The organism is Leclercia sp. UBA1284 (assembly GCF_002308415.1).
GTDB classification, from domain to species: Bacteria; Pseudomonadota; Gammaproteobacteria; order Enterobacterales; family Enterobacteriaceae; genus Enterobacter; species Enterobacter pneumoniae.
Genome location: NZ_DBUS01000006.1, coordinates 1,176,981 through 1,197,862, shown reverse-complemented (window position 1 = coordinate 1,197,862; position 20,882 = coordinate 1,176,981). Strand labels below are relative to the sequence as shown.

Sequence of the window (20,882 nt, the reverse complement as noted above, 5' to 3'; positions counted from 1 at the left end):
ATGCAGCGTCTTCATGCTTATCCCGATATCCGGGCGATGTTTCGTCGGTTACTGATTGCCACCCTGACGGGCGTGCTGGCGGCACTGGCCGTGGCCGTCTTTCGCCATGCGATGTACCTGCTCGAAGTGGCATTTTTAAGTAATGACAGCGGTAGCCTGGTGAACGCGGCCGCCAGTCTGGCCCCATGGCGGCGCGCCATCACCCCGGCGCTCGGGGGACTGGCGGCGGGTCTGCTGCTGTGGGGCTGGCAACGCTATACGCGCCAGCGCCCGCATGCCCCCACCGACTATATGGAGGCGATTGAAACCGGTGACGGGCAGTTCGATTATCCCGGCAGTCTGGTGAAATCCCTCGCCTCGTTGCTGGTGGTGGCGAGCGGCAGCGCCATTGGCCGTGAAGGGGCAATGATCCTGCTGGCGGCGCTGGCGGCCTCGTGGTTTGCCAGGCGCTTTACTCCACAACGCGAGTGGAAACTGTGGATAGCCTGCGGTGCGGCAGCCGGTATGGCCAGCGCCTATCATGCTCCACTGGCAGGCAGTTTATTTATCGCCGAAATCCTGTTTGGCACCCTGATGCTCGCTTCGCTTGGCCCGGTGGTGGTTGCCGCTGTGGTGGCGCTGCTGACCACTCAGCTTCTCAGCCCGGGCGTGACGCAGCTGTATCAGGTGCACCTGAGCGGCTTACCCGACAGCGTCGATTATGCGCTGATGATCGCCATGGGGCTGCTGGCAGGGCTTGGCGGCCCCCTCTTAATGTGGTTGATGGACCAAAGCCACGCCCTCTTCGTGCGGCTAAAGCTCTCTCCCCCGCTGCAGCTGGCGCTGGGCGGATTGATTGTCGGGTTGCTGTCGCTGTTAACGCCCCGGGTCTGGGGCAACGGCTACAGCGTGGTCCAGGCAGATCTGCTGGCCCCGCCGCTGCTTGCGGTCGTAGGCGGCGTGTTGATCTGCAAATTGCTGGCGGTATTAGCCAGTAGCGGTTCAGGCGCCCCCGGTGGAGTATTTACACCGACGCTGTTTATCGGTATGGCGCTGGGAATGGTCTTCGCCCGGATAGCCGGCGTAGCGATCCCCCAGCCGGAGATGGCGATATTGTTGGGGTTAACGGGGATGGCCACGCTACTGGCGGCCACCACCCATGCGCCGATTATGGCGACGTTGATGGTCTGTGAAATGACCGGGCAGTATGCGCTGCTGCCCGGCTTACTGATTGCCTGCGTGCTGGCGTCGGTACTGTCGCGAACCTTACGCCAGAACGCGATCTACGGCCAGCGCGCGGCCGAACATGGTTAGATCGATATACTGCGACAGCTCTCGCTGCTCTGCCCGCGGCAGGTAAGGCAACTCGCCCACCAGAGGGCCCGGCAGTTTTTTGCTCAGCACCTCGATGATTTCGGCGTAGTGGGCCAGCCCGGGATTGATGCGGTTCGCCACCCAGCCCACCAGCGGCAGACCGTCGTTGGCGATGGCCTGGGCGGTAAGAAGGGCATGGTTAATGCAGCCCTCCTGAATACCCACCACCATCAGTACCGGCAGTTGCTCCTGGACCACCCATTCAGAGAGCGGACGCAGGTCGTTCATCAGACTCCGCCAGCCGCCGGTGCCTTCAACCACCACGTGATCGACCTTGTCACTTAAGTTCGCCAGGCCGTTCGACAGCAAGGTGTAATCGACACGCCCGCTGTGCGCTACGCTGCTCTCATCTTCGCTGAGGGCAATGGGGTTAATCGCCTCATAGGGCAGCGCCAGGGAAGAGACGCTTTGCAGCACCAGCGCGTCTTTATTACGCAATCCTTCTGGCGTCTCTTTACTGCCTTTTGCGACTGGCTTGTATCCTGCCACGCACTTACCGCTCGCAGCCAGGGCCTGCAGTAAGGCGCGGGAGACCACTGTTTTGCCGACAGAGGTATCCGTACCCGTAACAAAGAAACGCTTAAGCATCACTTACTCCACCGTTATGCCGTGAAAATATAAACCAACGAAATAATTCAGTGGAGGAAGTCTAAGGTATGCGTGATATCACCGGCTTGAGATAGCGCAATATTTGGTAACTCTATCGGAAATCAATTAACCCTGGAGTAAGCGGATCAGTAAGGAGCCGTTATACATCGCATCTTTGACCAGCGCCGCTCCGGCCATGGTGCCTTGATTGGTGAATTGGGTGCTTTCAACGGCAATGTGTTTGCTGTAGGCGGGCAAGGATTGCTGGCGGATGCAGTCGGCAATAGCCGGGAAGAGGACATCGTGCGCCTGGCTCAGGGGAGAGCCAATCAGAATTTTTTGCGGGTTGAACAGGTTAACCATAATGGCGAGAATGCGCCCAACGTTATTACCCACCCCGGTAATAATATCTTTCGCCAGCAAATCGCCCTGCTGCGCGGCGGCACAGAGCGACTCAACGGTAAGTGGCTGGCCGTGCAGCATTGAGCTCATTGACTGGCTCAGGCGCAGTTGGGCCAGCTCCATAATACTTTCGATACTGGCGATGGTCTCCAGGCAGCCGTGGTTACCGCAATAACAGCGTTTACCATAGGGATCGACCTGCGTATGACCAATCTCGACCAGGCTGCTGCTGCCCGCATGCAGGAGACGACCATCGGTAATGACGCCGGCGCCGACGTTATGATCGATGACCACCTGAATAACGTCCCGCGCCCCGCGTGATGCGCCAAACAGGGCTTCGGCCATGGTCCAGGCGCTGATATCATGCTGGATGTACACCGGCACGCCGGTATGCTTCTCCAGCACTTCGCCCAGGGCCATCTCTTTCACATCCTCGTAAAAAGGCATGCGGTGGACCACGCCGTTTTCGGTATCAATAATGCCTGGCAGCGTGATAGCGATAGCGGTCAAGCGTTCCAGTTTTTGCTGATGATTGATAAAGAACTGATCGATAAGCGCAGTAATGCGCTGCAGCAGCGGCTGCGCCGCCGTGAGAGGTAACGGCAAGCGGTCTTCTACCACTAACTTGCTGCTGAGATCCCGCAGAGCGAGCATAATCTCACCGCGGCTGATACGCAGCGACAGGTAGTGCCAGGCTTCGGTTTCTACCACCAGCCCCACTGCCGGACGACCACGGCTGCCCGGCTCCTGAATCTCAGTCTCTTGCACCAGGTGGGCTTCGAGCATTTCGCGGACAATTTTTGTAATACTGGCGGGGGCCAGTTGAGCAAGACGGGAGAGGTCAATACGCGAAACCGGACCAAGCTGATCAATCAGGCGATATACTGCTCCTGCATTGGTCTGTTTGATCTGATCAATATGCCCAGGCTGACTATCAGCAACCACCACGTACTCCCTTATTTTCGCGCTTCGAAATAAACTTTCGGCTATGGTGAAACACTTCACCGTCGGTCGTCAAATATTTACGTAGCCTTGTGATTAACCGCACGTTTTTAACCCTGTTTTGGCGATTTCAGCGCCCCGGCGCGGCAGTAATCAGCTGCGTTTTGAAACGCTGTGCCGCTGCGCTCAGTTCGTGGTGCCTGGGCCAGACCAGCCACATTTCGGAAACGGCATCCGGTTCGGCGAGGGGGACCCAGCGCATTTCGTTGAGTTGCACCCGCTTAAACGAGGCGGGCAGAATAGATACCCCCAGCCCGGCCGCTACCAGCCCAATAATCGTCATCGCTTCACCCACCTCCTGGGCCATCACCGGCGCCAGCCCATAACGGCGCATTATCCCGAGAATATCGTCATAAAGCCCGGTGCCCACATGGGGATCAAAAAAGACAAACGGCTCTCGCGCCAGCTCGGCCAGCGTCACCGTCGGCTTTGCCGCTAACGGATGATCTTTGGGGATCATCGCCATCAGAGGCTCTCGCAGAATAGGTTGCCAGGCCAGGCTCTCCGGGAGTTGGGTGTTGCGCATTAATCCCAGATCCAGCGCCCCCTCGTTCAGGGGAGCGATCTGCTCACGGGTGTTAATCTCTCGCGTCTGAATATGCACGTCGGGATAGTGACGGCGAAACGATGACAGCGTCGTCGAGACGGCCGTGATAAAGGGGGCGGAAGAGGTAAAACCGATGCGCAACTCTCCGGTCTCACCCAGGTGAAGCCGTGCCGCACGGGCGGCCGCCTCGTCTACGGTACCGAGGATCTGGCGGCTGTCGGCAAGAAACTGTTTACCCGCCGCCGTAAGCGCAACGCTTCGGTTGGTTCGCGCCAGCAGACGCGCCCCGACCTGCTGCTCGAGTATTTGAATTTGTTGACTCAGCGGGGGTTGCGAGATGTTGAGTCTGGCCGCCGCGCGGCCAAAATGCAGCTCTTCAGCGACGGCAATAAAGTAGCGCAAATGTCGCAGTTCAATATTCATATATTTAAAGTATCATTTGAGATTATTAATATATTAGACAGAATATTTACAATTTCCTACCCTGATCCTTGTGGTCATACCCATTACCCGTCGTCACGGAAATCTAAACCAAGGAAACAGAGTGAGCCGTACAACTACCGCCGATATCGCGCCGGCAAGCGAGATCGACGACAAACCCGCCCGACCGCTGCCGGTACAATTCATTAAGCGCGGCACGCCGCAATTTATGCGCGTCACCCTCGCGCTCTTTTCCGCCGGACTGGCGACCTTTGCCCTGCTCTACTGCGTACAGCCGATATTGCCGGTACTCTCCAGCGAGTTTGGCGTTTCACCAGCCAGCAGCAGTATCTCCCTTTCGATTTCCACCGGCATGCTGGCAATTGGACTGCTCTTTACCGGCCCGCTCTCCGATGCCATAGGGCGTAAACCGGTTATGGTTACCGCCCTGCTGTTGGCTTCAATCTGTACCCTGCTATCGACTTTGATGACCAGCTGGCACGGTATTTTGCTGATGCGCGCGCTGATAGGCTTATCGCTGAGCGGCGTAGCGGCAGTAGGGATGACCTATCTTAGCGAGGAGATCCACCCCAGTTTTGTTGCATTTTCGATGGGGCTCTATATCAGCGGAAACTCGATTGGCGGCATGAGCGGACGCCTGCTAAGCGGCGTGTTTACCGACTTCTTTAGCTGGCGGATCGCGCTGGCGGCCATTGGCTGTTTTGCGCTGGCCGCAGCGCTGATGTTCTGGCGTATATTGCCGGCATCACGCCATTTCCGCCCCACTTCGCTGCGTCCGAAAACGCTGTTTATCAACTTTCGCCTCCACTGGCGGGATAAAGGGCTCCCGCGCCTGTTCCTGATGGGCTTTTTGCTGATGGGCGCCTTTGTGACCCTCTTTAACTACATCGGTTACCGGTTGATGCTCTCCCCCTGGCATCTGAGCCAGGCGCTGGTGGGCCTGCTGTCGGTGGCTTACCTGACCGGCACCTGGAGTTCGCCGAAAGCGGGCGCCATGACGGCCCGCTATGGCCGCGGTCCGGTCATGGTGGCCTCGACGGGGATAATGTTGAGCGGGCTTCTGCTGACATTGTTCTCTCCACTGTGGGTGATTTTTGCCGGGATGCTGCTCTTCTCGGCGGGCTTCTTTGCTGCCCATTCGGTGGCCAGTAGCTGGATTGGCCCCCGTGCGCGCCGCGCAAAAGGCCAGGCCTCTTCCCTCTACCTTTTCAGCTACTATCTCGGATCAAGCCTTGCCGGGACGCTGGGGGGCGTGTTCTGGCACCACTACGGCTGGAACGGCGTGGGGGCTTTTATCGCGCTGATGCTCTGTGCCGCGCTGTTGGTGGGGGCCAGCCTGCATAAACGGCTGCATTAATTAAACCCGGCCTCGTGTTTACGCCAGCCTGATGCTAACGTGGGGCATTGGCTTGTTCAGACACGAGGTCTTAATGGAAAACAATAACTACCAACAACTCACCCGCACTTTCCAGCGTCTCTCCCGCTTCTCTCACCTCTCCTCCATCGCCAGCTGGGACATGTTTACCATGATGCCACCAGGCGGGAGCGCGGCACGTGGCGAAGCCCTGGCAGAGCTGAGCGTGTTGCAACATCAGATCCTCACCGATAAAAAAGTGGGCGAATGGCTGGATGCGGCTCACAGTGAGAATTTGAACGACGTCGAACAGGCCAACCTGCGAGAAATGCAGCGACATTATCAACAGGCGTCTCTCCTGCCTGAAGCCCTGGTCGAAGCGAAATCGCTGGCGGGCAGCAAATGTGAACATGCCTGGCGTACCCAGCGCCCCGCGAATGACTGGCAAGGCTTTTCGGCCAACCTGAAAGAGGTGGTCAAACTCAGCCGTGAAGAGGCCCGCCTGCGCGCGGAGGCGAAAGGCTGCACCCCGTACGATGCGCTGCTGGATATTTTCGAACCGGACATGACCAGCGCCCGGCTGGATGTACTCTTTGCTGATCTGAAATCCTGGCTGCCGCAACTGCTGGCGCAGGTTGTCGAAAAGCAGGCCCAGCAGTCGTTCGTGCCGCCTCAGGGGCCGTTCCCGATTGCCACTCAGCGTGAGCTGGGGCTTGAGACGATGACGATGCTCGGCTTTGATTTTAACGGCGGACGCCTGGACGTGAGCGCGCACCCCTTCTGCGGCGGCGTACCGGAAGATGTGCGAATCACGACCCGCTACGACGAAGAAGATCTGCTCAGCGCCCTGTTTGGCGTGGTGCATGAAACCGGCCACGCGCGTTACGAGCAGAACCTGCCGCGCACCTGGCAAGGTCAGCCGGTTGCGCTGGCGCGCTCGACGGCCATTCATGAATCTCAAAGCCTGTTTTTTGAGATGCAGCTCGGGCGCAGCAACGCCTTTCTGAAAAAGCTGCTTCCTGCCGTTCATCAACGTTTCGGCAGCCAGGCGGCGTTTTCTGAAGAGAACTTTATCGCCTGGAACCAGCGCGTTAAGCCGGGGTATATCCGCGTAGATGCGGACGAAGTGAGCTACCCGGCACACGTGGTTCTGCGCTACGAAATCGAGCGTGCGCTGATTAACGGCGATATCGAAGTGGACGATATTCCAGCCCTGTGGGATGAAAAAATGCAGGCCTGGCTCGGATTATCGACGAAAGATAACTACCGTAACGGCTGTATGCAGGATATTCACTGGACCGACGGTGGTTTTGGCTACTTCCCGTCTTATACGCTGGGCGCGATGTATGCCGCACAGCTCTTCCATGCGGCCAGAAACGCGCTGCCGGGACTGGACAGCGCCATCGCCGAAGGCGATTTCAGCGCCCTGTTCGACTGTCTACGCCAGAATATTTGGCAGCACGGGAGTCGCTTCAGCACCTCGCAGCTCATTCAGCAGGCCACCGGCGAAGATCTGAATAGTGCGTACTTCCGCCAGCACCTCACCTCACGTTACCTCTGACCTCTCGCGCCGGGCGCTCCGCCCGGCGATTTCCCGCTTGCTATTTTTAACTGCGCCAGTTTAAATACTGGATATAAAAACAGTGCAAGGATTAACCGATGTTTGTGGAACTCATTTACGACAAGCGCAATGTGGCGGGTCTGCCTGGCGCACAAGAGATCATCCTGAATGAATTAACCCGCCGGGTTAACCGCATCTTCCCGGAGGCGGTAGTTAAGGTAAAGCCGATGCAGGCCAACAGTCTCAACAGCGATGCCAGCAAAAGCGATCGTGAAAAACTGAACCGCATGCTGGAAGAGATGTTTGATGAGGCCGATATGTGGCTGGTCGCTGAATAAAGCGCTTCTCGCACAGGTTGTACATATCGTTACACGCCGATACCAATCACTCACGGAAGCCTCGGATTTACAGGGATATAGTCTCTTCAACGGCCCCGCAGTGGGGTTAAATGAAAAACCAATTCGAGGACAGAACGATGAAAAAAGTATTAGCTCTGGTTGTTGCCGCTGCTATGGGTCTCTCTTCTGCTGCATTCGCTGCAGATGCTGCCACCACCGCGGCACCTGCCGCAACTGCAACCACCAGCGCAGCGCCAGCGGCGAAAACTGTGCACCATAAAAAACACAAGAAAGCCGCAGTGCAGAAAGCGCAGGCTGCGAAAAAACACCATAAAAAAACGGTGAAAAAACGGGAAACTGCGCCAGTTGCACAGAAAGCTCAGGCAGCGAAAAAACATCACAAGAAAGCGGTAAAACACGACGCGGCTAAACCGGCTGCCCAGCCCGCTGCATAAGGTAAAGCGTGCCTGAAGGCACATCAGTATCCCGGTGCCGGAGCGCAATCTGTTCCGGCACCGTTTTTATTTCCGGAGGGCGTTATGCTGCGTCGCTATCGGTTTGAGCTGATTCTTATCACCCTAATTTTGTGCGCGCTGATTTCCGGTAGTTTTTTCCTTTCCTGAATGTAGCACGCTGATTTTGCTCCCACTTTCTTGCGGTCCCGTCTATAGTTATTTAACAGGGTTTACTTTAATAATCATAATTACCCCTTTCAGAGTGAGCTATGCATAGATCTGCAGCGATTTTACTGGGAACGTTAAGTCTCTTATCAGGTTTTTCTTATGCCGACGACGGCAGCGATGATGCGGCAAATGCCGATGAAATTCAGACGCTGTTCTTTGGTCATGATGACCGTACGCGCGTCAGCGATCCCACCCAGGCCCCCTGGGATGCGATCGGACAGCTTGAAACCGCCAGCGGAAACCTCTGCACCGCCACCCTCATTACCCCACGCCTGGCCCTGACCGCCGGGCACTGTCTGCTTACCCCGCCTAAAGGGAAAGAAGATAAAGCGCTCGCCCTGCGCTTTGTGTCGCAAAAAGGGTTATGGCGTTATGAAATACACGGTATCGAAGGGCGGGTGGATGCCTCTCTAGGCAAACGGCTGAAGGCCGATGGCGACGGCTGGATTGTTCCCCCTGCCGCGGCTTCATGGGACTTTGGGCTGGTGGTGTTGCGTTATCCGCCGTCCGGGATCACCCCCCTACCACTGTTTAGCGGCGATAAGGACGCGCTCACCGCCGCGTTGAAAGCAGCCGATCGCAAAGTGACGCAGGCAGGTTACCCGGAAGATCATCTTGACAGGCTCTTTACGCACCAGGACTGCGTCGTCACCGGCTGGGCGCAAAACAGTGTTCTTTCGCACCAGTGCGACACCCTGCCGGGTGACAGCGGTTCACCTCTGATGTTGAAAACCGCCAGCGGCTGGCAGTTGATTGGGGTACAAAGCTCGGCGCCGGCGGCGAAAGATCGCTGGCGGGCAGATAACCGCGCGCTCTCCGTCACCGGCTTTCGCGACAAATTACAGGCTCTGGCGCAAGAGTAATGCACCCCAGCTGCAATATACGTTACTGCCTGATGTCGTCAACAGGCATCGGCCTGCTGTACCAGATGCGCTGCCGGCTGGCTAAGTTAGCCATTCAATGCCCCTCTTGAACACCTAATTTTCAGCAAACACAGGTGGCAAATTTCGCTGCCCGCTCTCGCAGGCAGCAGAACAGTCAGGCCAGTTTTATCATCACCATTCCGGCAATCAGTAACACTAATCCGACCCAGCCTTTAGGATTGAGGCGCTGACCAAATAAGATCCAGCCCGCGGCTAAGGTCGCTGCGATGCCGAAACCGCCCCACAGAGCATAGGCCACCGACAGATCGATCCCCTTGACCGCCTGAGACAAGGCGCTAAAGGCCCCCAGCACGGCGGCGATAGAGAGGAGGCCCTGAAGTTTGCGGCGAAAACCGTCAGAGAACTTCAGGAAAATATTCGCGACGATCTCCAGCACGATGGCGAGCGCCAGCCAGGCGGCGTGGATCCATTCAAACTGCTGCATGGGTCACCTCGTTTTTCTGTTTTTTGCTTTTACGGGTGCCCGATTTAATCAACACAATGCCTGCGACCAGGGTCGTCAGACCGGCGATTTTCATCGTTGAAAGGGTTTCGTCAAACAACATCACGCTGAAAAGGGTAATTATTAAAATACCTATTCCTTCCCAGAGTGCGTAGGCGACACCCAGCGCGATTTTTTTTACCGCAAATGAGAGAAATATATAAGAGAGCGTAATCATCGCCAGCATTAAAATAAATCCGGCATGTCCACCACTGGTTGCTGCCCATTTCATCGACAGCGTGCCGGTTATTTCAGCGATAATGGCCAGAGCTAATAAGATCCAGTAAAACATGGTTTTCTCCTGCTTGAGAATAGAGTCCTTCGCGGCTCGCTGTGAACAGCAAACCTAAAAAAAGAAATAGCAATAGAAAGCTAAACGCGTAGCGTCAGCTCAGGCAGAGAGAGGGATCTATAGCGCGTTGCGCCAGTGTTGCTCACCAGCAAGCGGAGAGAAAGAGGGGGAGAAACTAAATGTAAATGCTGTGAAATGCGTCCTGAACAGATTGTCCATAAAATTACAATTATCTGCGGTGTTGCTTCTCGTCATTGCAGATGAAAATTGTCTCCGGTAGTTAAACACAGCTGATTTTTATCACAGGGCAAATATTTACTCAATACCTTTTCAATTCTTTACCCTTGTCGTTTGATATTGGTTAATTTATTTCTCTGTGCCTCGCGATTATTATTAACAAAAAACGCAGGAGCTCGTATGGCAAAACCTATCATCACGCTCAACGGATTAAAAATAGTCATCATGCTGGGCATGCTGGTCATCGTGCTGGCCGGGATCCGTTTTGCTGCCGATATTATCGTTCCCTTTATTCTGGCGCTGTTTATTGCCGTGGTACTCAATCCGCTGGTGCAGCGGATGGTGCGCCTGCGCGTGCCGCGCGTGCTGGCTATCTCGCTCCTGATTGGCGTGATTATTCTTGCCATGGTCCTGCTGCTGGCATATCTGGGCAGTTCACTGAACGAGCTGGCGCGCACCCTGCCCGCTTACCGCGACTCGTTGCTGGCGCCGTTACAACGGCTCGATCCCTGGCTCCAACGCGTGGGTATCGATGTGTCGATCGAACAATTACAAACATTTATCGATCCCAACGCCGCCATGACCCTGGTGACCAACCTGCTGACGCAGCTTTCGAATGCTATGACCTCGATTTTCCTGCTGCTTCTCACGGTAGTGTTTATGTTGATTGAAGTGCCGCAACTACCGGCGAAACTTCAGCCGCTCATGGCACGCCCCGCTGAAGGGATGGGCGCTATCCAGCGTGCGCTCGACAGCGTAACCCACTACCTGGTGCTGAAAACGGCGATCAGCGTCGTGACCGGGCTGGTGGTCTGGGGCATGCTCACCCTGCTGGAGGTCCGCTTTGCGTTCGTCTGGGGATTGTTGGCCTTTGCGTTGAACTACATTCCTAATATCGGATCGGTTTTGGCCGCTATTCCCCCCATTGTTCAGGTGCTGGCGTTTAGCGGTTTTTACGATGCGCTGATTGTGCTGTCGGGCTATCTGCTGATTAACCTCGTGTTTGGCAATATCCTTGAGCCGCGCATGATGGGGCGCGGGCTGGGGCTTTCTACGCTGGTGGTCTTTTTATCACTGATTTTATGGGGCTGGCTGCTGGGGCCGGTGGGCATGCTGCTCTCTGTGCCGTTGACGATTATGGTCAAGATCGCCCTTGAGCAGACCGCAGGGGGGCAGAGCATTGCGGTGCTGCTCAGCGATGTGCAGCCATCGCGCTAACCTTTACGCGCCCGTCAGCTTAAGTAGCGGTTTCCCCACTCTCCCCGGCTGGCGATAATGCGTCAGCGCATCATGCCAGTCGGCAAAGGGCCAGACCACCGCGTGGCTAGAGTGGCTGGAGATCAACCGTGGCCACAGGGCCTGAAATTCGGCCTGCCACTGCTCGGTAGTCAGGGTGGCAAAGGTATTGCGCACATGAAACCAGTGCACCTGCGGGTAGTGGTGTCTCAGGGTAAAGGGCTGTCCGCTGAGCAGGCCATAGCTCACAAAGGTTCCCTTTTTCGGCATTCGTTCCAGCAACCTTTGCGCCAGTGCGCCTCCTGTCGCATCGAATACCCCCTCGCTAGTGGCGGCGACGTGGCAAATCGCCCCGGCATCCTCCTGCGCCAGAGGAATGATGCCCAGTGCGGCGAGTCGTTCGGCATGTGCTGGCGAACGGTGGATGCCATAGACGGCCCGGGCGCCGCTAACTAGCGCCCACTGACCCAGTAACAGGGCACAATCTGATCCCGCGGCGGTGAGCAGCACCTGTTTGCCCGTTACAGGATAAAGTTTCAGCATCAATTGTGCCGCCAGCGGATTGATAAACGCTCGTGCGGCCAGCGTATCATCGACCTCATCCGGCACCGGGATCGCCAGCGCAGCCGGACAGTCCACTCGCTGCTGCCAGGTGCCCTCTCCCCGCAGAGGCAGCACGCGGCGCCCCAGCAGATGACCAAAAGCAGCCGGCGCGGCTATCACCCTACCCACTCCTTCATAGCCCGCCACGGCAGGCAGGGAGATTCGATGGCGATAGGCTCCCGTAATGGGAATTAAATCGGATGCGTTCACCGGGGCGTAGAGCATCTCAACCCGAAGTGCATCTGCCGCACGCTCACCTTTATTTTCGCTCTGCAGCCTGAGCACGGCGTCGGGTTCGCCAAAACGCTGATAGGTTAACGCGTTATTGTTCATCGCAGCACTCCGGTACGCAGGTCAGAAGATAGTGACGCAGCGTCGCGATCTCTTTCTGGCGCGGACTGTCTTCCGGCCAGACCAGATAGTAGCCATCGCCCGTCACCACTTGGCGGGTAAACGGCAGCGCCAGCACCCCCTTCTCCAGCGCGTGGCGACTCAAGGTCAGGTCGGCCACCGACACGCCATGCCCGGCGATGGCGGCCTGGTTCCCCTGCTCCAGCGTATCGAAGAGATGGCCGCGGCTGATATCCACCTGCTGTTCCAGCGAGGTGTCTTTCAGCCAACGACGCCAGTCCCGGCGATCTGCCGAGGGATGTATCAAATCGCATCCCGGAAGATTGCGCTGCGCCTGCGCCACCAGCGAGGGTGCGCAGACAGGGGCAAGACGCTCCGCAAACAGCCGCAGGGCGTGGGTCTGCTCGCCGAACTGCCCGTTCCCCAGCAGAATGGCGCAATCGAAAGCCTCACGATGAAAATCGATCCGGTCTACATCCATCCAGACGCTGGAGACCTGTACCTCCGGTACGCTATGGCGTTCATGAAAGCCTTTCAGCGCCTGAAGCAACCAGTTAACCGTCAGGGTTGTGGGTGCCTTCAGGCGCAGGAACTGAGGGGGTGTACGAAAGGCGTCACAAGCGCTTTCAAGCGCGACAAATCCGGTACGCAACTGGCTGGCCAGCGCTCGTCCCGCATCGGTTAACTCGACGCGGGGCCCTTTACGCAGGAATAGCTGGCAACGGAAATGCGCCTCCAGGGTGCGGATGTGGCGACTGATGGCGCCAGGGGTAACGTGCAACGCCTCGGCGGCGCGGATGTAAGAGCCCTGCAGCGCGGCGATATCAAAGGCGCGCAGCGCATATAAGGGCGGAAGGGGTGAGGACATCGCGATCTTCCATGATGAGTTTTACTCACATTTAATCGCAGGATTTTCCGTTTTTCAAATCCCCAGCTTTTGCCGACACTCCCCACTCACTTTGTTTACCCGGAGGCAGTGATGGTTATCAGCTTGTTCGCGACGTATCTCTTTTCGGTGGTGCTGTTATTAATTACGCCGGGTCCGGTCGTGGCGCTTGTCACCCATACGGCGCTTCGTCAGGGGTACCGCCCGGCTTTAATCACCGTTGCGGGGAGTAATCTTGCGTCGCTCATGTTGATTGTCGGGGCGGTAGTGATGCTGAGCGGAGCGGTGCGCATTCATCCCCTCTCGCTTCCGCTGGCGGGCGTGGCGGGTTCTCTCTATCTCGGTTGGCTGGCGGCGGATCTGTGGCGGCAAGGTGGCACAGAGGCCCATGACGAGCCTCGCCGCGGGGGATTTGGGGTGGGTTTTTTCACCGCTATCGCCAATCCCAAAGACATCCTCTTCTTTGCCGCCTTTTTCCCACAGTTTATTCGCGTAACTCCCGATTTTGCGCTGAGCGTAACCCTGCTTACGCTGGGCTGGGTGATTCTGGATCTGCTGATTCTGTCGCTCTGGATCCTGAGCGTCCGCCGCTGTTTATCTGCCCGCTCCCTCCCGGTGGTGAATCGGCTGACGGCGCTGTTTTTAGCGGGCGTGGCCCTTTCAGGCCTGGTGCTAAACAGTCAGGCCGCGTTCAATGTGCTTTAGCGGCTCCGTTTGGCATGACGTTCGCGGGTGTCGAGTTTGGCTTCGCTGGACTTGCGCAATGCGACATAGCAGGCTCCGCTGCCGCCATGATGAGGCTGCGCGGGGCAGAAAGCCTGAACCGCCTCGAATTCCGTCAGCCAGCGAGCCAGATAGCTGCGCACGATGTTGGCGTGAGAATCCGCCTCACGGCCTTTACCGTGCACGATGATAAGGTTACGAAGCCCCTCCCGCTCGGCCTGACAGATGAAGCTAAACAGCCGTTGACGGCACTGCTCTACAGGGGTGCGCAACAGCGAAAGGCTGGCCTGGCGCGGATATTTCCCCAGACGTAGCTTCTCGACTACGCCCTGCTGGATACCTTCGCGCTGAAAGGCCAGCGGCTCTGCAAGCGGAAGAATATCGAGATAGCCGGTGGTCAAAAAGTTATCGAGCTGTTCCAGATCGAGCGGCTGTTTGTCACGCGCTTTTGGTGCGGGCTGCCAGTGGATATCGGTGCAGCGTTTCAGAGGCTGGACGTCCTGCATCGCATCAAGGAAAAGCGATCTATCATCGGGTTTCATGGCAATCCTCCTGCTTCTACTGACCCCTTACTATACCTGGGTAGTATAGATGGCTCAATGGGCAGGGGTAAGCCGAATATAACGCTGCCGTTAAATAAAAATAAAAGTTAAATAAGTAAATTAACTGACCCTTTAATCGCCACTTAAGTCAAATTTAATAATGGTTAATACTGAGCCAAAATATAAAAATTGTGACGCTGGATAACTTATTTTCTTTATTTATTCCAGGATAACAGTTATAAATGCATCCATCTGCACAAGGAATGATTAAGCAGTGTATGCATGTGGAGCATTGCTGTGTGTACTGTAGAGTCTGTTGGATGTCGACAGGCTCTATTTTTTTATCCTTTATCCGCCATACTATTTATCTGCCTCGCATGCCGGCGGAACTGCGTGATCAACGATGTCGTCAGCGGCGTCTGGCGCGTGTCACGGCGCTGGATGAGGTAGTAGGTCGCTTTCGGCAGCGTCTCTTTGACCGGGAGCATCACCAGCCGGTTTGCGAGCAACGGGTCACACCCCAACTCCTGCGGTAATATGCTCAAAAAATCACTTTGCGCCACCAGACTAATACTGGATGAGAATGTTTCGCATACAACGCCGATATTTGGGAATTGTTCTCGATTAATAAAAACTTCTTCCAACTGTTTATAATAACTGCCTCGCGGTGTGGGCATCGTCCAGCTGTATTTTAACAATTCGCTTATCGATGTTGCGCCCAACGCCGGATGCCCCGCCCGGCAGAATATTGCAAAAGGCTTCTCAAAAAGTTTTTCAAAACTAAATTCGTGATCGTAAGGCCCCCGGTAATAGGTATTGATAGTAAAATCCAGTTCACCCTGCCTTAATTCATTGATCATCGACACCAGTTGCCCTTCCATGATGCGCACCTTCACCTGCGGGTGTTGCTGATGAAAGCGACTAATCACCCCGGGCATCAGCAGACGTGCCACGCTGGCCCCCATGCCGATGTTAATCTGCCCCGCGAGTTTTCCCTGACGTTGCAAAATGTCCTCTTGCGCCGAACGCAACTCCTCCAGAATCAGACTGGCATGGTGATAAAAGCTCTCGCCACATTCAGTCAGCGTCACCCCTTTACTGCGACGGATAAAAAGCTGGGCGGCGATCCCCTCCTCCAGTTCTTTGATTGATTTCGTCAGCGCCGGTTGCGACAGATTCAATACCCGGCTGGCACCGCGAATGCTCCCCTGACGCGCCACTTCCACAAAGGCCCGAATTTGATGAAATTTTACCTGAAATGTCATAGCTGCACCGATAACCGTTGTTTATCAGAGAAAAGAAACTGTCATCTACTTTAATGGAAATGATTGTGTCAGGGTAATTCCCGAAAGGTTAAATCTGTGAAAAAGCGGTGAGTGATAAGTAAAAACTATCACACCGTGAGGGAGTTCACATAATCTAATGATGACAGGAAACACTATGCAGGCATTAGCGCACTACCTTGAGACGTTATCTCCGCAACTTACCGCATGGCGGCGCGATTTCCACCTCTATGCCGAATCCGGCTGGGTGGAGTTTCGTACCGCCGCAAAAGTGGCTGAAATTCTTGATCGGCTGGGATATGAACTGGCCCTGGGCCGTGACGTTGTGGACGCCGACAGCCGGATGGGCCTGCCGGATGAAGCAACCCTTGCCCGTGAATTTGCGCGCGCCCGTGCGCAGGGGGCGCCGGAAAAATGGCTGAGCGCTTTCGAAGGCGGTTTTACCGGAATCGTGGCTACCCTCCATACCGGACGTCCTGGCCCGACGCTTGCCTACCGGGTAGATATGGATGCGCTGGATCTCGACGAAGCCCTGCATGAGGAACACCGCCCTTACCGGGAAGGTTTTGCCTCTTGTAACGCGGGCATGATGCACGCCTGCGGACACGACGGCCACACCACTATCGGTCTCGGTCTGGCCCATCTCCTGAAAGAGAACGAGGCGAAGCTTAACGGCACCATTAAGCTGATCTTCCAGCCTGCTGAAGAAGGTACGCGCGGGGCCCGGGCGATGGTCGCCGCCGGCGCGCTGGACGGTGTGGATTACTTTACCGCCATCCACATCGGCACGGGCGAGCCGGCGGGCACTGTGATTTGCGGTAGCGATAACTTTATGGCCACCACCAAATTCGACGTGCGCTTTACCGGCGTGGCGGCGCACGCAGGCGGCAAACCGGAAGAGGGTCGCAATGCCCTGCTCGCCGCCGCGCAGGCTGCCCTGGGTCTGCACGCTATTGCGCCGCACAGCGAAGGCGCTTCCCGGGTGAATGTTGGCGTAATGCAGGCAGGTACCGGTCGTAACGTGGTGCCCGCCACCGCCCTGCTGAAGGTGGAGACCCGCGGCGAGACCGAGGCCATTAACCAGTATGTTTTTGAACGGGCAAAATCAGTTATCGACGGCGCAACGGCGATGTATGGCGTACAGAGCGAGATGCGCCTGATGGGCGCCGCCACCTCCAGCTCGCCATCCCCCGCATGGGTCGACTACCTGCGAGAGCAAACCTCACAGGTAGCTGGCGTTGAACAGGTGCTTGATAAGGTGGCTGCGCCGGCGGGCTCAGAAGATGCCACCCTGATGATGGCCCGGGTGCAGCAGAACGGCGGTCTGGCATCTTATATGGTCTTTGGCACCTCCCTCAGCGCCGGACATCACAACGAAAAATTCGATTTCGATGAGCAGATCATGCAGATCGCGGTCGAAACCCTGGCGCGTACTGCGCTCAATTTTCCGTGGGCGCGAGGTGTGTGATGGAGGCGATTTACCGCTTTATCGACGATGCGATCGAAACACGGGCTCAGCAATTTACCGACATGGCTGACGATATCTGGGATCATCCGGAAACGCGTTTTGAAGAGTTCTGGTCGGCCGAACGGCTGGCCACGGCGCTGCAGGAGGCAGGGTTTAGCGTAACGCGCACCCCCGGCGATATTCCCAATGCCTTTATTGCCAGCTTCGGCAGCGGTAAACCGGTTATCGCGCTGCTGGGGGAGTATGATGCGCTGGCAGGCCTTAGCCAGCGTGCGGGTTGTGCCACTCAGCAGAGTGACACCCCCGGCGCGAACGGCCACGGGTGCGGCCATAATTTGCTCGGCACTGCCGCCCTGGCGGGTGCCGTTGCGGTGAAAAGCTGGCTCGAGCAACACGGCGGCAGCGGTACCGTGCGCTTCTACGGCTGCCCTGGCGAAGAGGGTGGCTCCGGAAAAACCTTTATGGTACGCGAAGGGCTATTCGATGATGTGGATGCCGCCGTCACCTGGCATCCGGAGGCTTTTGCTGGCATGTTCAACGTCAGCACCCTGGCAAATATCCAGGCCGCCTGGCGCTTCCAGGGTACAGCGGCGCATGCCGCCAACTCGCCTCATCTGGGTCGCAGCGCCCTTGATGCCGTGACGCTGATGACCACCGGCACAAACTTCCTTAATGAACACATTATCGAAAAAGCCCGCGTCCATTACGCTATTACCGATACCGGGGGTATCTCGCCGAACGTGGTACAGGCGCAGGCCGAAGTGCTCTATCTCATTCGCGCGCCGGAGATGGCCGATGCGCAGCAGATCTACCAGCGTATCGAGAAGATTGCGCAAGGCGCGGCGCTGATGACCGAAACCACCGTCGAGCAGCGCTTCGACAAAGCCTGCTCCAGCTACTTGCCTAATCGCACGCTGGAGGCCGCGATGTATTCTGCTCTCACCCATTACGGTACGCCCCAGTGGAGTGATGAAGAGCGGGCCTTCGCAGCGGAGATCCGCGCCACCCTTACCGATAACGATCTGCACAACAGTCTGAAAAATATAGCCGCCACCGGGGGTGAGGCCGGTAAAACCTTTGCCCGTCGACAGCAGCAGACCCTGCTGGTAGACGAGGTGGCCCCCTATGCCGTCACCGATAACGTTCTGGCGGGATCGACCGATGTGGGCGACGTGAGCTGGAAGATGCCGGTGGCGCAGTGCTGCAGCCCCTGCTTTACCGTGGGCACCCCGTTGCACACCTGGCAGCTGGTGGCCCAGGGGCGCACCTCTATTGCACATAAGGGGATGCTGCTGGCTGCGAAAGTCATGGGCGCGACCGCGCTCTCCCTGTTGCAGGATCGTTCCCTGCTGCAGGCGTGCCGTGAGGAGTTCGAAAAAATAGTGGCCGACACACCGTATGTCTGCCCGATCCCACATGGCGTGACACCGTCACCTTTAAAATAATAAACACAACACAACATCCAATACGTTCGAGGAACGCCCATGAGTATGTCTTCCATACCTTCGCATTCCCCATCCGGTAAGCTCTATGGTTGGGTCGAAAGAGTCGGCAACAAAGTGCCGCACCCTTTCCTGCTGTTCATCTACTTGATTGTGATTTTGATGGTGGCCACTGCCGCACTCTCCGCCTTTGGCGTCAGTGCCCGCAACCCGGCCGATGGCAGCATGGTGGCCGTAAAAAACCTGCTGAGCGTAGAGGGGCTGCACTGGTTTTTGCCCAACGTAATTAAAAACTTCAGCGGCTTTGCCCCACTGGGGGCGATTCTGGCGCTGGTGCTGGGGGCCGGGCTGGCAGAGCGATCGGGGCTGCTGCCAGCACTGATGGTAAAAATGGCGTCGCACGTCAGTGCGCGTTACGCCAGCTATATGGTGTTGTTTATCGCCTTCTTTAGCCATATTTCCTCGGATGCCGCGCTGGTGATCATGCCGCCAATGGGGGCGCTGATCTTCCTGGCCGTTGGCCGTCATCCGGTGGCGGGGTTGCTGGCGGCTATCGCCGGCGTGGGCTGTGGCTTTACGGCTAATCTCTTGATCGTGACCACCGACGTCCTGCTCTCGGGCATTAGTACTGAAGCAGCCAAAACCCTGGACGCATCACTCCACGTCAGCGTGATCGACAACTGGTACTTTATGGCCAGCTCTGTAATCCTCCTCACCCTCGTGGGTGGGCTGATCACTGATAAAATTGTGGAGCCGCGCCTCGGTGAGTGGCATGGCAGCAGCGAGGAGAAACTCGATACCTTATCGCCCGCGCAGCGTTTTGGTCTGCGGGTGGCTGGCGTGGTCTCACTGCTGTTTATTGGCCTGATCGCCCTGATGGTGGTACCCGAAAACGGCATACTCCGTGACCCGGTACAGCACACCGTCCTGCCCTCACCCTTCATTAAGGGCATCGTGCCGCTGATCATTCTCTTCTTCTTTGTGGTCTCGCTGGCGTATGGCATTGCGGTGGGCAAAATCCGCCGTCAGGCCGATCTGCCGCAGTTGATGATCGAGCCCATGAAAGAGATGGCCGGTTTTATCGTGATGGTCTTCCCGCTGGCCCAGTTCGTTGCCATGTTCAACTGGAGCAACATGGGCAAATTTATGGCGGTAGGCCTGACCGATATTCTAGAATCCGCCGGTCTGAGCGGCGTCCCCGCCTTTGTCGGGCTGGCGCTTTTATCCTCTCTGCTCTGCATGTTTATCGCCAGCGGCTCGGCAATCTGGTCGATTCTGGCACCGATTTTTGTCCCGATGTTTATGCTGCTGGGCTTCCATCCGGCGTTTGCCCAGATCCTTTTCCGCGTGGCAGATTCGTCGGTGATCCCGCTGGCACCAGTTTCCCCCTTCGTGCCGCTGTTTTTAGGCTTCCTGCAACGGTATAAACCAGAGGCAAAATTGGGTACCTACTATTCGCTGGTATTACCCTATCCGCTTATCTTTTTAGGGGTATGGTTGCTGATGCTGGTGGCATGGTATCTTGTCGGCCTGCCCATTGGACCGGGGATTTACCCACGTCTGAACTAAGGAAAACAGGATGCTGAGATTACTCGAAGACAAAATTGCGACCCCGCTGGGGCCTCTGTGGATTCTGGCGGACGAGCAGGGTTGTCTTCGCGCCGTAGAGTGGGAAGAACACAGCGACCGCATGGTCGAACTGCTCAATATCCACTATCGCTCGCAAGGCTACGAGCGTATCGGCGCCAGCAATCCGGGCGGCCTGAGCGATAAGCTCACCGCCTGGTTTGAGGGTGAACTCAGCATCATTGATGACCTGCCTACCGCCACTGCGGGTACGCCGTTCCAGCGCGAAGTCTGGAAAGCGCTACGGCAGATCCCCTGCGGCCAGGTAATGCATTATGGTCAGCTTGCTGCGCTGCTTGGACGCCCAGGCGCCGCCCGTGCGGTTGGCGCGGCCAACGGTTCAAACCCGGTCAGTATTGTGGTGCCGTGTCATCGCGTTATTGGGCGTAACGGCACCCTGACTGGCTATGCTGGCGGGGTGCAACGTAAGGAGTGGTTATTGCGCCACGAGGGTTACTTGCTGTTGTAAATACCAGGCTTTTAGTGCTTAAATTTCCTC

22 protein-coding genes are annotated in these 20,882 nt (G+C 56.8%); 12 read left to right on the top strand and 10 right to left on the bottom strand.

The genetic code is table 11. The annotated features are described in order from the left end of the window. Complete coding sequence (gene clcB, locus B3511_RS09000) at positions 1-1,293, top strand: voltage-gated ClC-type chloride channel ClcB (protein ID WP_286781847.1); 1,293 nt, start codon at positions 1-3, stop codon at positions 1,291-1,293. Here clcB and bioD read toward each other — a convergent pair. The 3 genes from bioD to B3511_RS08985 form a co-directional block, all read right to left on the bottom strand. Then, positions 1,246-1,941, bottom strand: coding sequence for a dethiobiotin synthase (bioD, locus tag B3511_RS08995; protein WP_040075818.1), 696 nt, complete (start codon positions 1,939-1,941; stop codon positions 1,246-1,248). The two genes, clcB and bioD, sit on opposite strands and share 48 nt — an antisense overlap. Before the next feature lie 126 nt (positions 1,942-2,067). Further along, a complete protein-coding gene (mlc, locus tag B3511_RS08990; protein ID WP_040078502.1) occupies positions 2,068-3,288 on the bottom strand; it encodes a sugar metabolism global transcriptional regulator Mlc in 1,221 nt (406 codons plus the stop codon). Positions 3,289-3,415: 127 nt separating this feature from the next. Further along, on the bottom strand, positions 3,416-4,315 hold the full coding sequence (locus tag B3511_RS08985) for a LysR family transcriptional regulator (RefSeq protein WP_233804434.1): 900 nt from the start codon (positions 4,313-4,315) through the stop codon (positions 3,416-3,418). Positions 4,316-4,436: 121 nt separating this feature from the next. Here B3511_RS08985 and B3511_RS08980 point away from each other — a divergent pair, with 121 nt between their 5' ends. The 5 genes from B3511_RS08980 to B3511_RS08960 all read left to right on the top strand — a co-directional run bounded on the left by B3511_RS08980 (position 4,437) and on the right by B3511_RS08960 (position 9,132). After that, a complete protein-coding gene (locus B3511_RS08980; protein ID WP_207293674.1) occupies positions 4,437-5,690 on the top strand; it encodes an MFS transporter in 1,254 nt (417 codons plus the stop codon). A gap of 73 nt (positions 5,691-5,763) precedes the next feature. Then, on the top strand, positions 5,764-7,248 hold the full coding sequence (locus tag B3511_RS08975) for a carboxypeptidase M32 (RefSeq protein WP_286781842.1): 1,485 nt from the start codon (positions 5,764-5,766) through the stop codon (positions 7,246-7,248). A gap of 98 nt (positions 7,249-7,346) precedes the next feature. Further along, positions 7,347-7,586: a DinI family protein gene (locus B3511_RS08970; protein WP_040075822.1), complete on the top strand. Its 240-nt coding sequence runs from the start codon at positions 7,347-7,349 to the stop codon at positions 7,584-7,586. A 137-nt stretch (positions 7,587-7,723) separates the two neighbouring features. Next, entirely contained in the window at positions 7,724-8,041 is a 318-nt protein-coding gene (gene asr / locus B3511_RS08965) for an acid resistance repetitive basic protein Asr (protein WP_286781839.1), read from the top strand. Between the two features lie 269 nt (positions 8,042-8,310). Continuing rightward, positions 8,311-9,132: a trypsin-like serine peptidase gene (locus B3511_RS08960; RefSeq protein WP_046887254.1), complete on the top strand. Its 822-nt coding sequence runs from the start codon at positions 8,311-8,313 to the stop codon at positions 9,130-9,132. Between the two features lie 175 nt (positions 9,133-9,307). Here B3511_RS08960 and mdtI read toward each other — a convergent pair whose 3' ends face one another. From mdtI to B3511_RS20730, 3 genes are all read right to left on the bottom strand, one after another. Then, positions 9,308-9,637, bottom strand: a complete 330-nt coding sequence (mdtI, locus tag B3511_RS08955; RefSeq protein ID WP_040075825.1) for a multidrug/spermidine efflux SMR transporter subunit MdtI — start codon at positions 9,635-9,637, stop codon at positions 9,308-9,310. Beyond that, the gene (gene mdtJ / locus B3511_RS08950; RefSeq protein WP_040075826.1) at positions 9,624-9,986 is read right to left on the bottom strand and encodes a multidrug/spermidine efflux SMR transporter subunit MdtJ; all 363 of its coding nucleotides are present in this window, start codon (positions 9,984-9,986) and stop codon (positions 9,624-9,626) included. The genes mdtI and mdtJ overlap by 14 nt, the downstream gene beginning before the upstream one ends. Positions 9,987-10,103: 117 nt before the next feature. Continuing rightward, on the bottom strand, positions 10,104-10,274 hold the full coding sequence (locus B3511_RS20730; RefSeq protein WP_422655492.1) for a hypothetical protein: 171 nt from the start codon (positions 10,272-10,274) through the stop codon (positions 10,104-10,106). Between the two features lie 129 nt (positions 10,275-10,403). On the opposite strand from B3511_RS20730, the gene B3511_RS08945 reads away from it, so the two are divergent. After that, positions 10,404-11,441 carry an AI-2E family transporter gene (locus tag B3511_RS08945; protein ID WP_286781838.1) on the top strand — a complete coding sequence of 346 codons (1,038 nt, stop codon included), beginning with the start codon at positions 10,404-10,406 and terminating at the stop codon, positions 11,439-11,441. Between the two features lie 3 nt (positions 11,442-11,444). On the opposite strand, the gene B3511_RS08940 is transcribed toward B3511_RS08945, so the two are convergent. Together B3511_RS08940 and B3511_RS08935 are read right to left on the bottom strand one after the other, a co-directional pair. After that, positions 11,445-12,395 carry a zinc-dependent alcohol dehydrogenase family protein gene (locus B3511_RS08940; protein ID WP_286781837.1) on the bottom strand — a complete coding sequence of 317 codons (951 nt, stop codon included), beginning with the start codon at positions 12,393-12,395 and terminating at the stop codon, positions 11,445-11,447. Further along, a complete protein-coding gene (locus B3511_RS08935) occupies positions 12,385-13,281 on the bottom strand; it encodes a LysR substrate-binding domain-containing protein (RefSeq protein WP_286781836.1) in 897 nt (298 codons plus the stop codon). The genes B3511_RS08940 and B3511_RS08935 overlap by 11 nt, the downstream gene beginning before the upstream one ends. Positions 13,282-13,392: 111 nt before the next feature. Here B3511_RS08935 and B3511_RS08930 point away from each other — a divergent pair, with 111 nt between their 5' ends. Further along, entirely contained in the window at positions 13,393-14,004 is a 612-nt protein-coding gene (locus B3511_RS08930) for a LysE family translocator (protein WP_286781835.1), read from the top strand. Here the strand turns inward: B3511_RS08930 and smrA are convergent. Both smrA and B3511_RS08920 read right to left on the bottom strand, forming a co-directional pair. Further along, positions 14,001-14,564: a DNA endonuclease SmrA gene (gene smrA, locus B3511_RS08925; RefSeq protein WP_286781834.1), complete on the bottom strand. Its 564-nt coding sequence runs from the start codon at positions 14,562-14,564 to the stop codon at positions 14,001-14,003. The genes B3511_RS08930 and smrA overlap by 4 nt on opposite strands. Before the next feature lie 341 nt (positions 14,565-14,905). Further along, positions 14,906-15,829, bottom strand: coding sequence for a LysR family transcriptional regulator (locus B3511_RS08920; protein WP_286781833.1), 924 nt, complete (start codon positions 15,827-15,829; stop codon positions 14,906-14,908). Positions 15,830-16,004: 175 nt separating this feature from the next. On the opposite strand from B3511_RS08920, the gene B3511_RS08915 reads away from it, so the two are divergent. The 4 genes from B3511_RS08915 to ogt are packed head-to-tail and all read left to right on the top strand — an operon-like array spanning position 16,005 to position 20,852. Continuing rightward, entirely contained in the window at positions 16,005-17,315 is a 1,311-nt protein-coding gene (locus B3511_RS08915) for a M20 family metallo-hydrolase (protein ID WP_286781832.1), read from the top strand. Further along, positions 17,315-18,760, top strand: coding sequence for a M20 family metallopeptidase (locus tag B3511_RS08910; protein ID WP_286781831.1), 1,446 nt, complete (start codon positions 17,315-17,317; stop codon positions 18,758-18,760). Before B3511_RS08915 ends, B3511_RS08910 begins: the two co-directional genes overlap by 1 nt. A gap of 39 nt (positions 18,761-18,799) precedes the next feature. Continuing rightward, on the top strand, positions 18,800-20,326 hold the full coding sequence (gene abgT / locus B3511_RS08905) for a p-aminobenzoyl-glutamate transporter (protein ID WP_286781830.1): 1,527 nt from the start codon (positions 18,800-18,802) through the stop codon (positions 20,324-20,326). Between the two features lie 10 nt (positions 20,327-20,336). Further along, positions 20,337-20,852 carry a methylated-DNA--[protein]-cysteine S-methyltransferase gene (gene ogt, locus B3511_RS08900; protein ID WP_212478022.1) on the top strand — a complete coding sequence of 172 codons (516 nt, stop codon included), beginning with the start codon at positions 20,337-20,339 and terminating at the stop codon, positions 20,850-20,852. The last annotated feature ends 30 nt before the right edge of the window (positions 20,853-20,882 follow it).

Excerpts from the sequence above, each read along its gene's own strand:
- clcB (WP_286781847.1), top strand. The coding sequence starts at position 1 with ATGCAGCGTCTTCATGCTTATCCCGATATCCGGGCGATGTTTCGTCGG.
- bioD (WP_040075818.1), bottom strand. The coding sequence starts at position 1,941 with ATGCTTAAGCGTTTCTTTGTTACGGGTACGGATACCTCTGTCGGCAAA.
- B3511_RS08985 (WP_233804434.1), bottom strand. The coding sequence starts at position 4,315 with ATGAATATTGAACTGCGACATTTGCGCTACTTTATTGCCGTCGCTGAA.
- B3511_RS08975 (WP_286781842.1), top strand. The coding sequence starts at position 5,764 with ATGGAAAACAATAACTACCAACAACTCACCCGCACTTTCCAGCGTCTC.
- B3511_RS08970 (WP_040075822.1), top strand. The coding sequence starts at position 7,347 with ATGTTTGTGGAACTCATTTACGACAAGCGCAATGTGGCGGGTCTGCCT.
- asr (WP_286781839.1), top strand. The coding sequence starts at position 7,724 with ATGAAAAAAGTATTAGCTCTGGTTGTTGCCGCTGCTATGGGTCTCTCT.
- B3511_RS08960 (WP_046887254.1), top strand. The coding sequence starts at position 8,311 with ATGCATAGATCTGCAGCGATTTTACTGGGAACGTTAAGTCTCTTATCA.
- mdtI (WP_040075825.1), bottom strand. The coding sequence starts at position 9,637 with ATGCAGCAGTTTGAATGGATCCACGCCGCCTGGCTGGCGCTCGCCATC.
- mdtJ (WP_040075826.1), bottom strand. The coding sequence starts at position 9,986 with ATGTTTTACTGGATCTTATTAGCTCTGGCCATTATCGCTGAAATAACC.
- B3511_RS08945 (WP_286781838.1), top strand. The coding sequence starts at position 10,404 with ATGGCAAAACCTATCATCACGCTCAACGGATTAAAAATAGTCATCATG.
- B3511_RS08940 (WP_286781837.1), bottom strand. The coding sequence starts at position 12,395 with ATGAACAATAACGCGTTAACCTATCAGCGTTTTGGCGAACCCGACGCC.
- B3511_RS08935 (WP_286781836.1), bottom strand. The coding sequence starts at position 13,281 with ATGTCCTCACCCCTTCCGCCCTTATATGCGCTGCGCGCCTTTGATATC.
- B3511_RS08930 (WP_286781835.1), top strand. The coding sequence starts at position 13,393 with ATGGTTATCAGCTTGTTCGCGACGTATCTCTTTTCGGTGGTGCTGTTA.
- smrA (WP_286781834.1), bottom strand. The coding sequence starts at position 14,564 with ATGAAACCCGATGATAGATCGCTTTTCCTTGATGCGATGCAGGACGTC.
- B3511_RS08920 (WP_286781833.1), bottom strand. The coding sequence starts at position 15,829 with ATGACATTTCAGGTAAAATTTCATCAAATTCGGGCCTTTGTGGAAGTG.
- B3511_RS08915 (WP_286781832.1), top strand. The coding sequence starts at position 16,005 with ATGCAGGCATTAGCGCACTACCTTGAGACGTTATCTCCGCAACTTACC.
- B3511_RS08910 (WP_286781831.1), top strand. The coding sequence starts at position 17,315 with ATGGAGGCGATTTACCGCTTTATCGACGATGCGATCGAAACACGGGCT.
- abgT (WP_286781830.1), top strand. The coding sequence starts at position 18,800 with ATGAGTATGTCTTCCATACCTTCGCATTCCCCATCCGGTAAGCTCTAT.
- ogt (WP_212478022.1), top strand. The coding sequence starts at position 20,337 with ATGCTGAGATTACTCGAAGACAAAATTGCGACCCCGCTGGGGCCTCTG.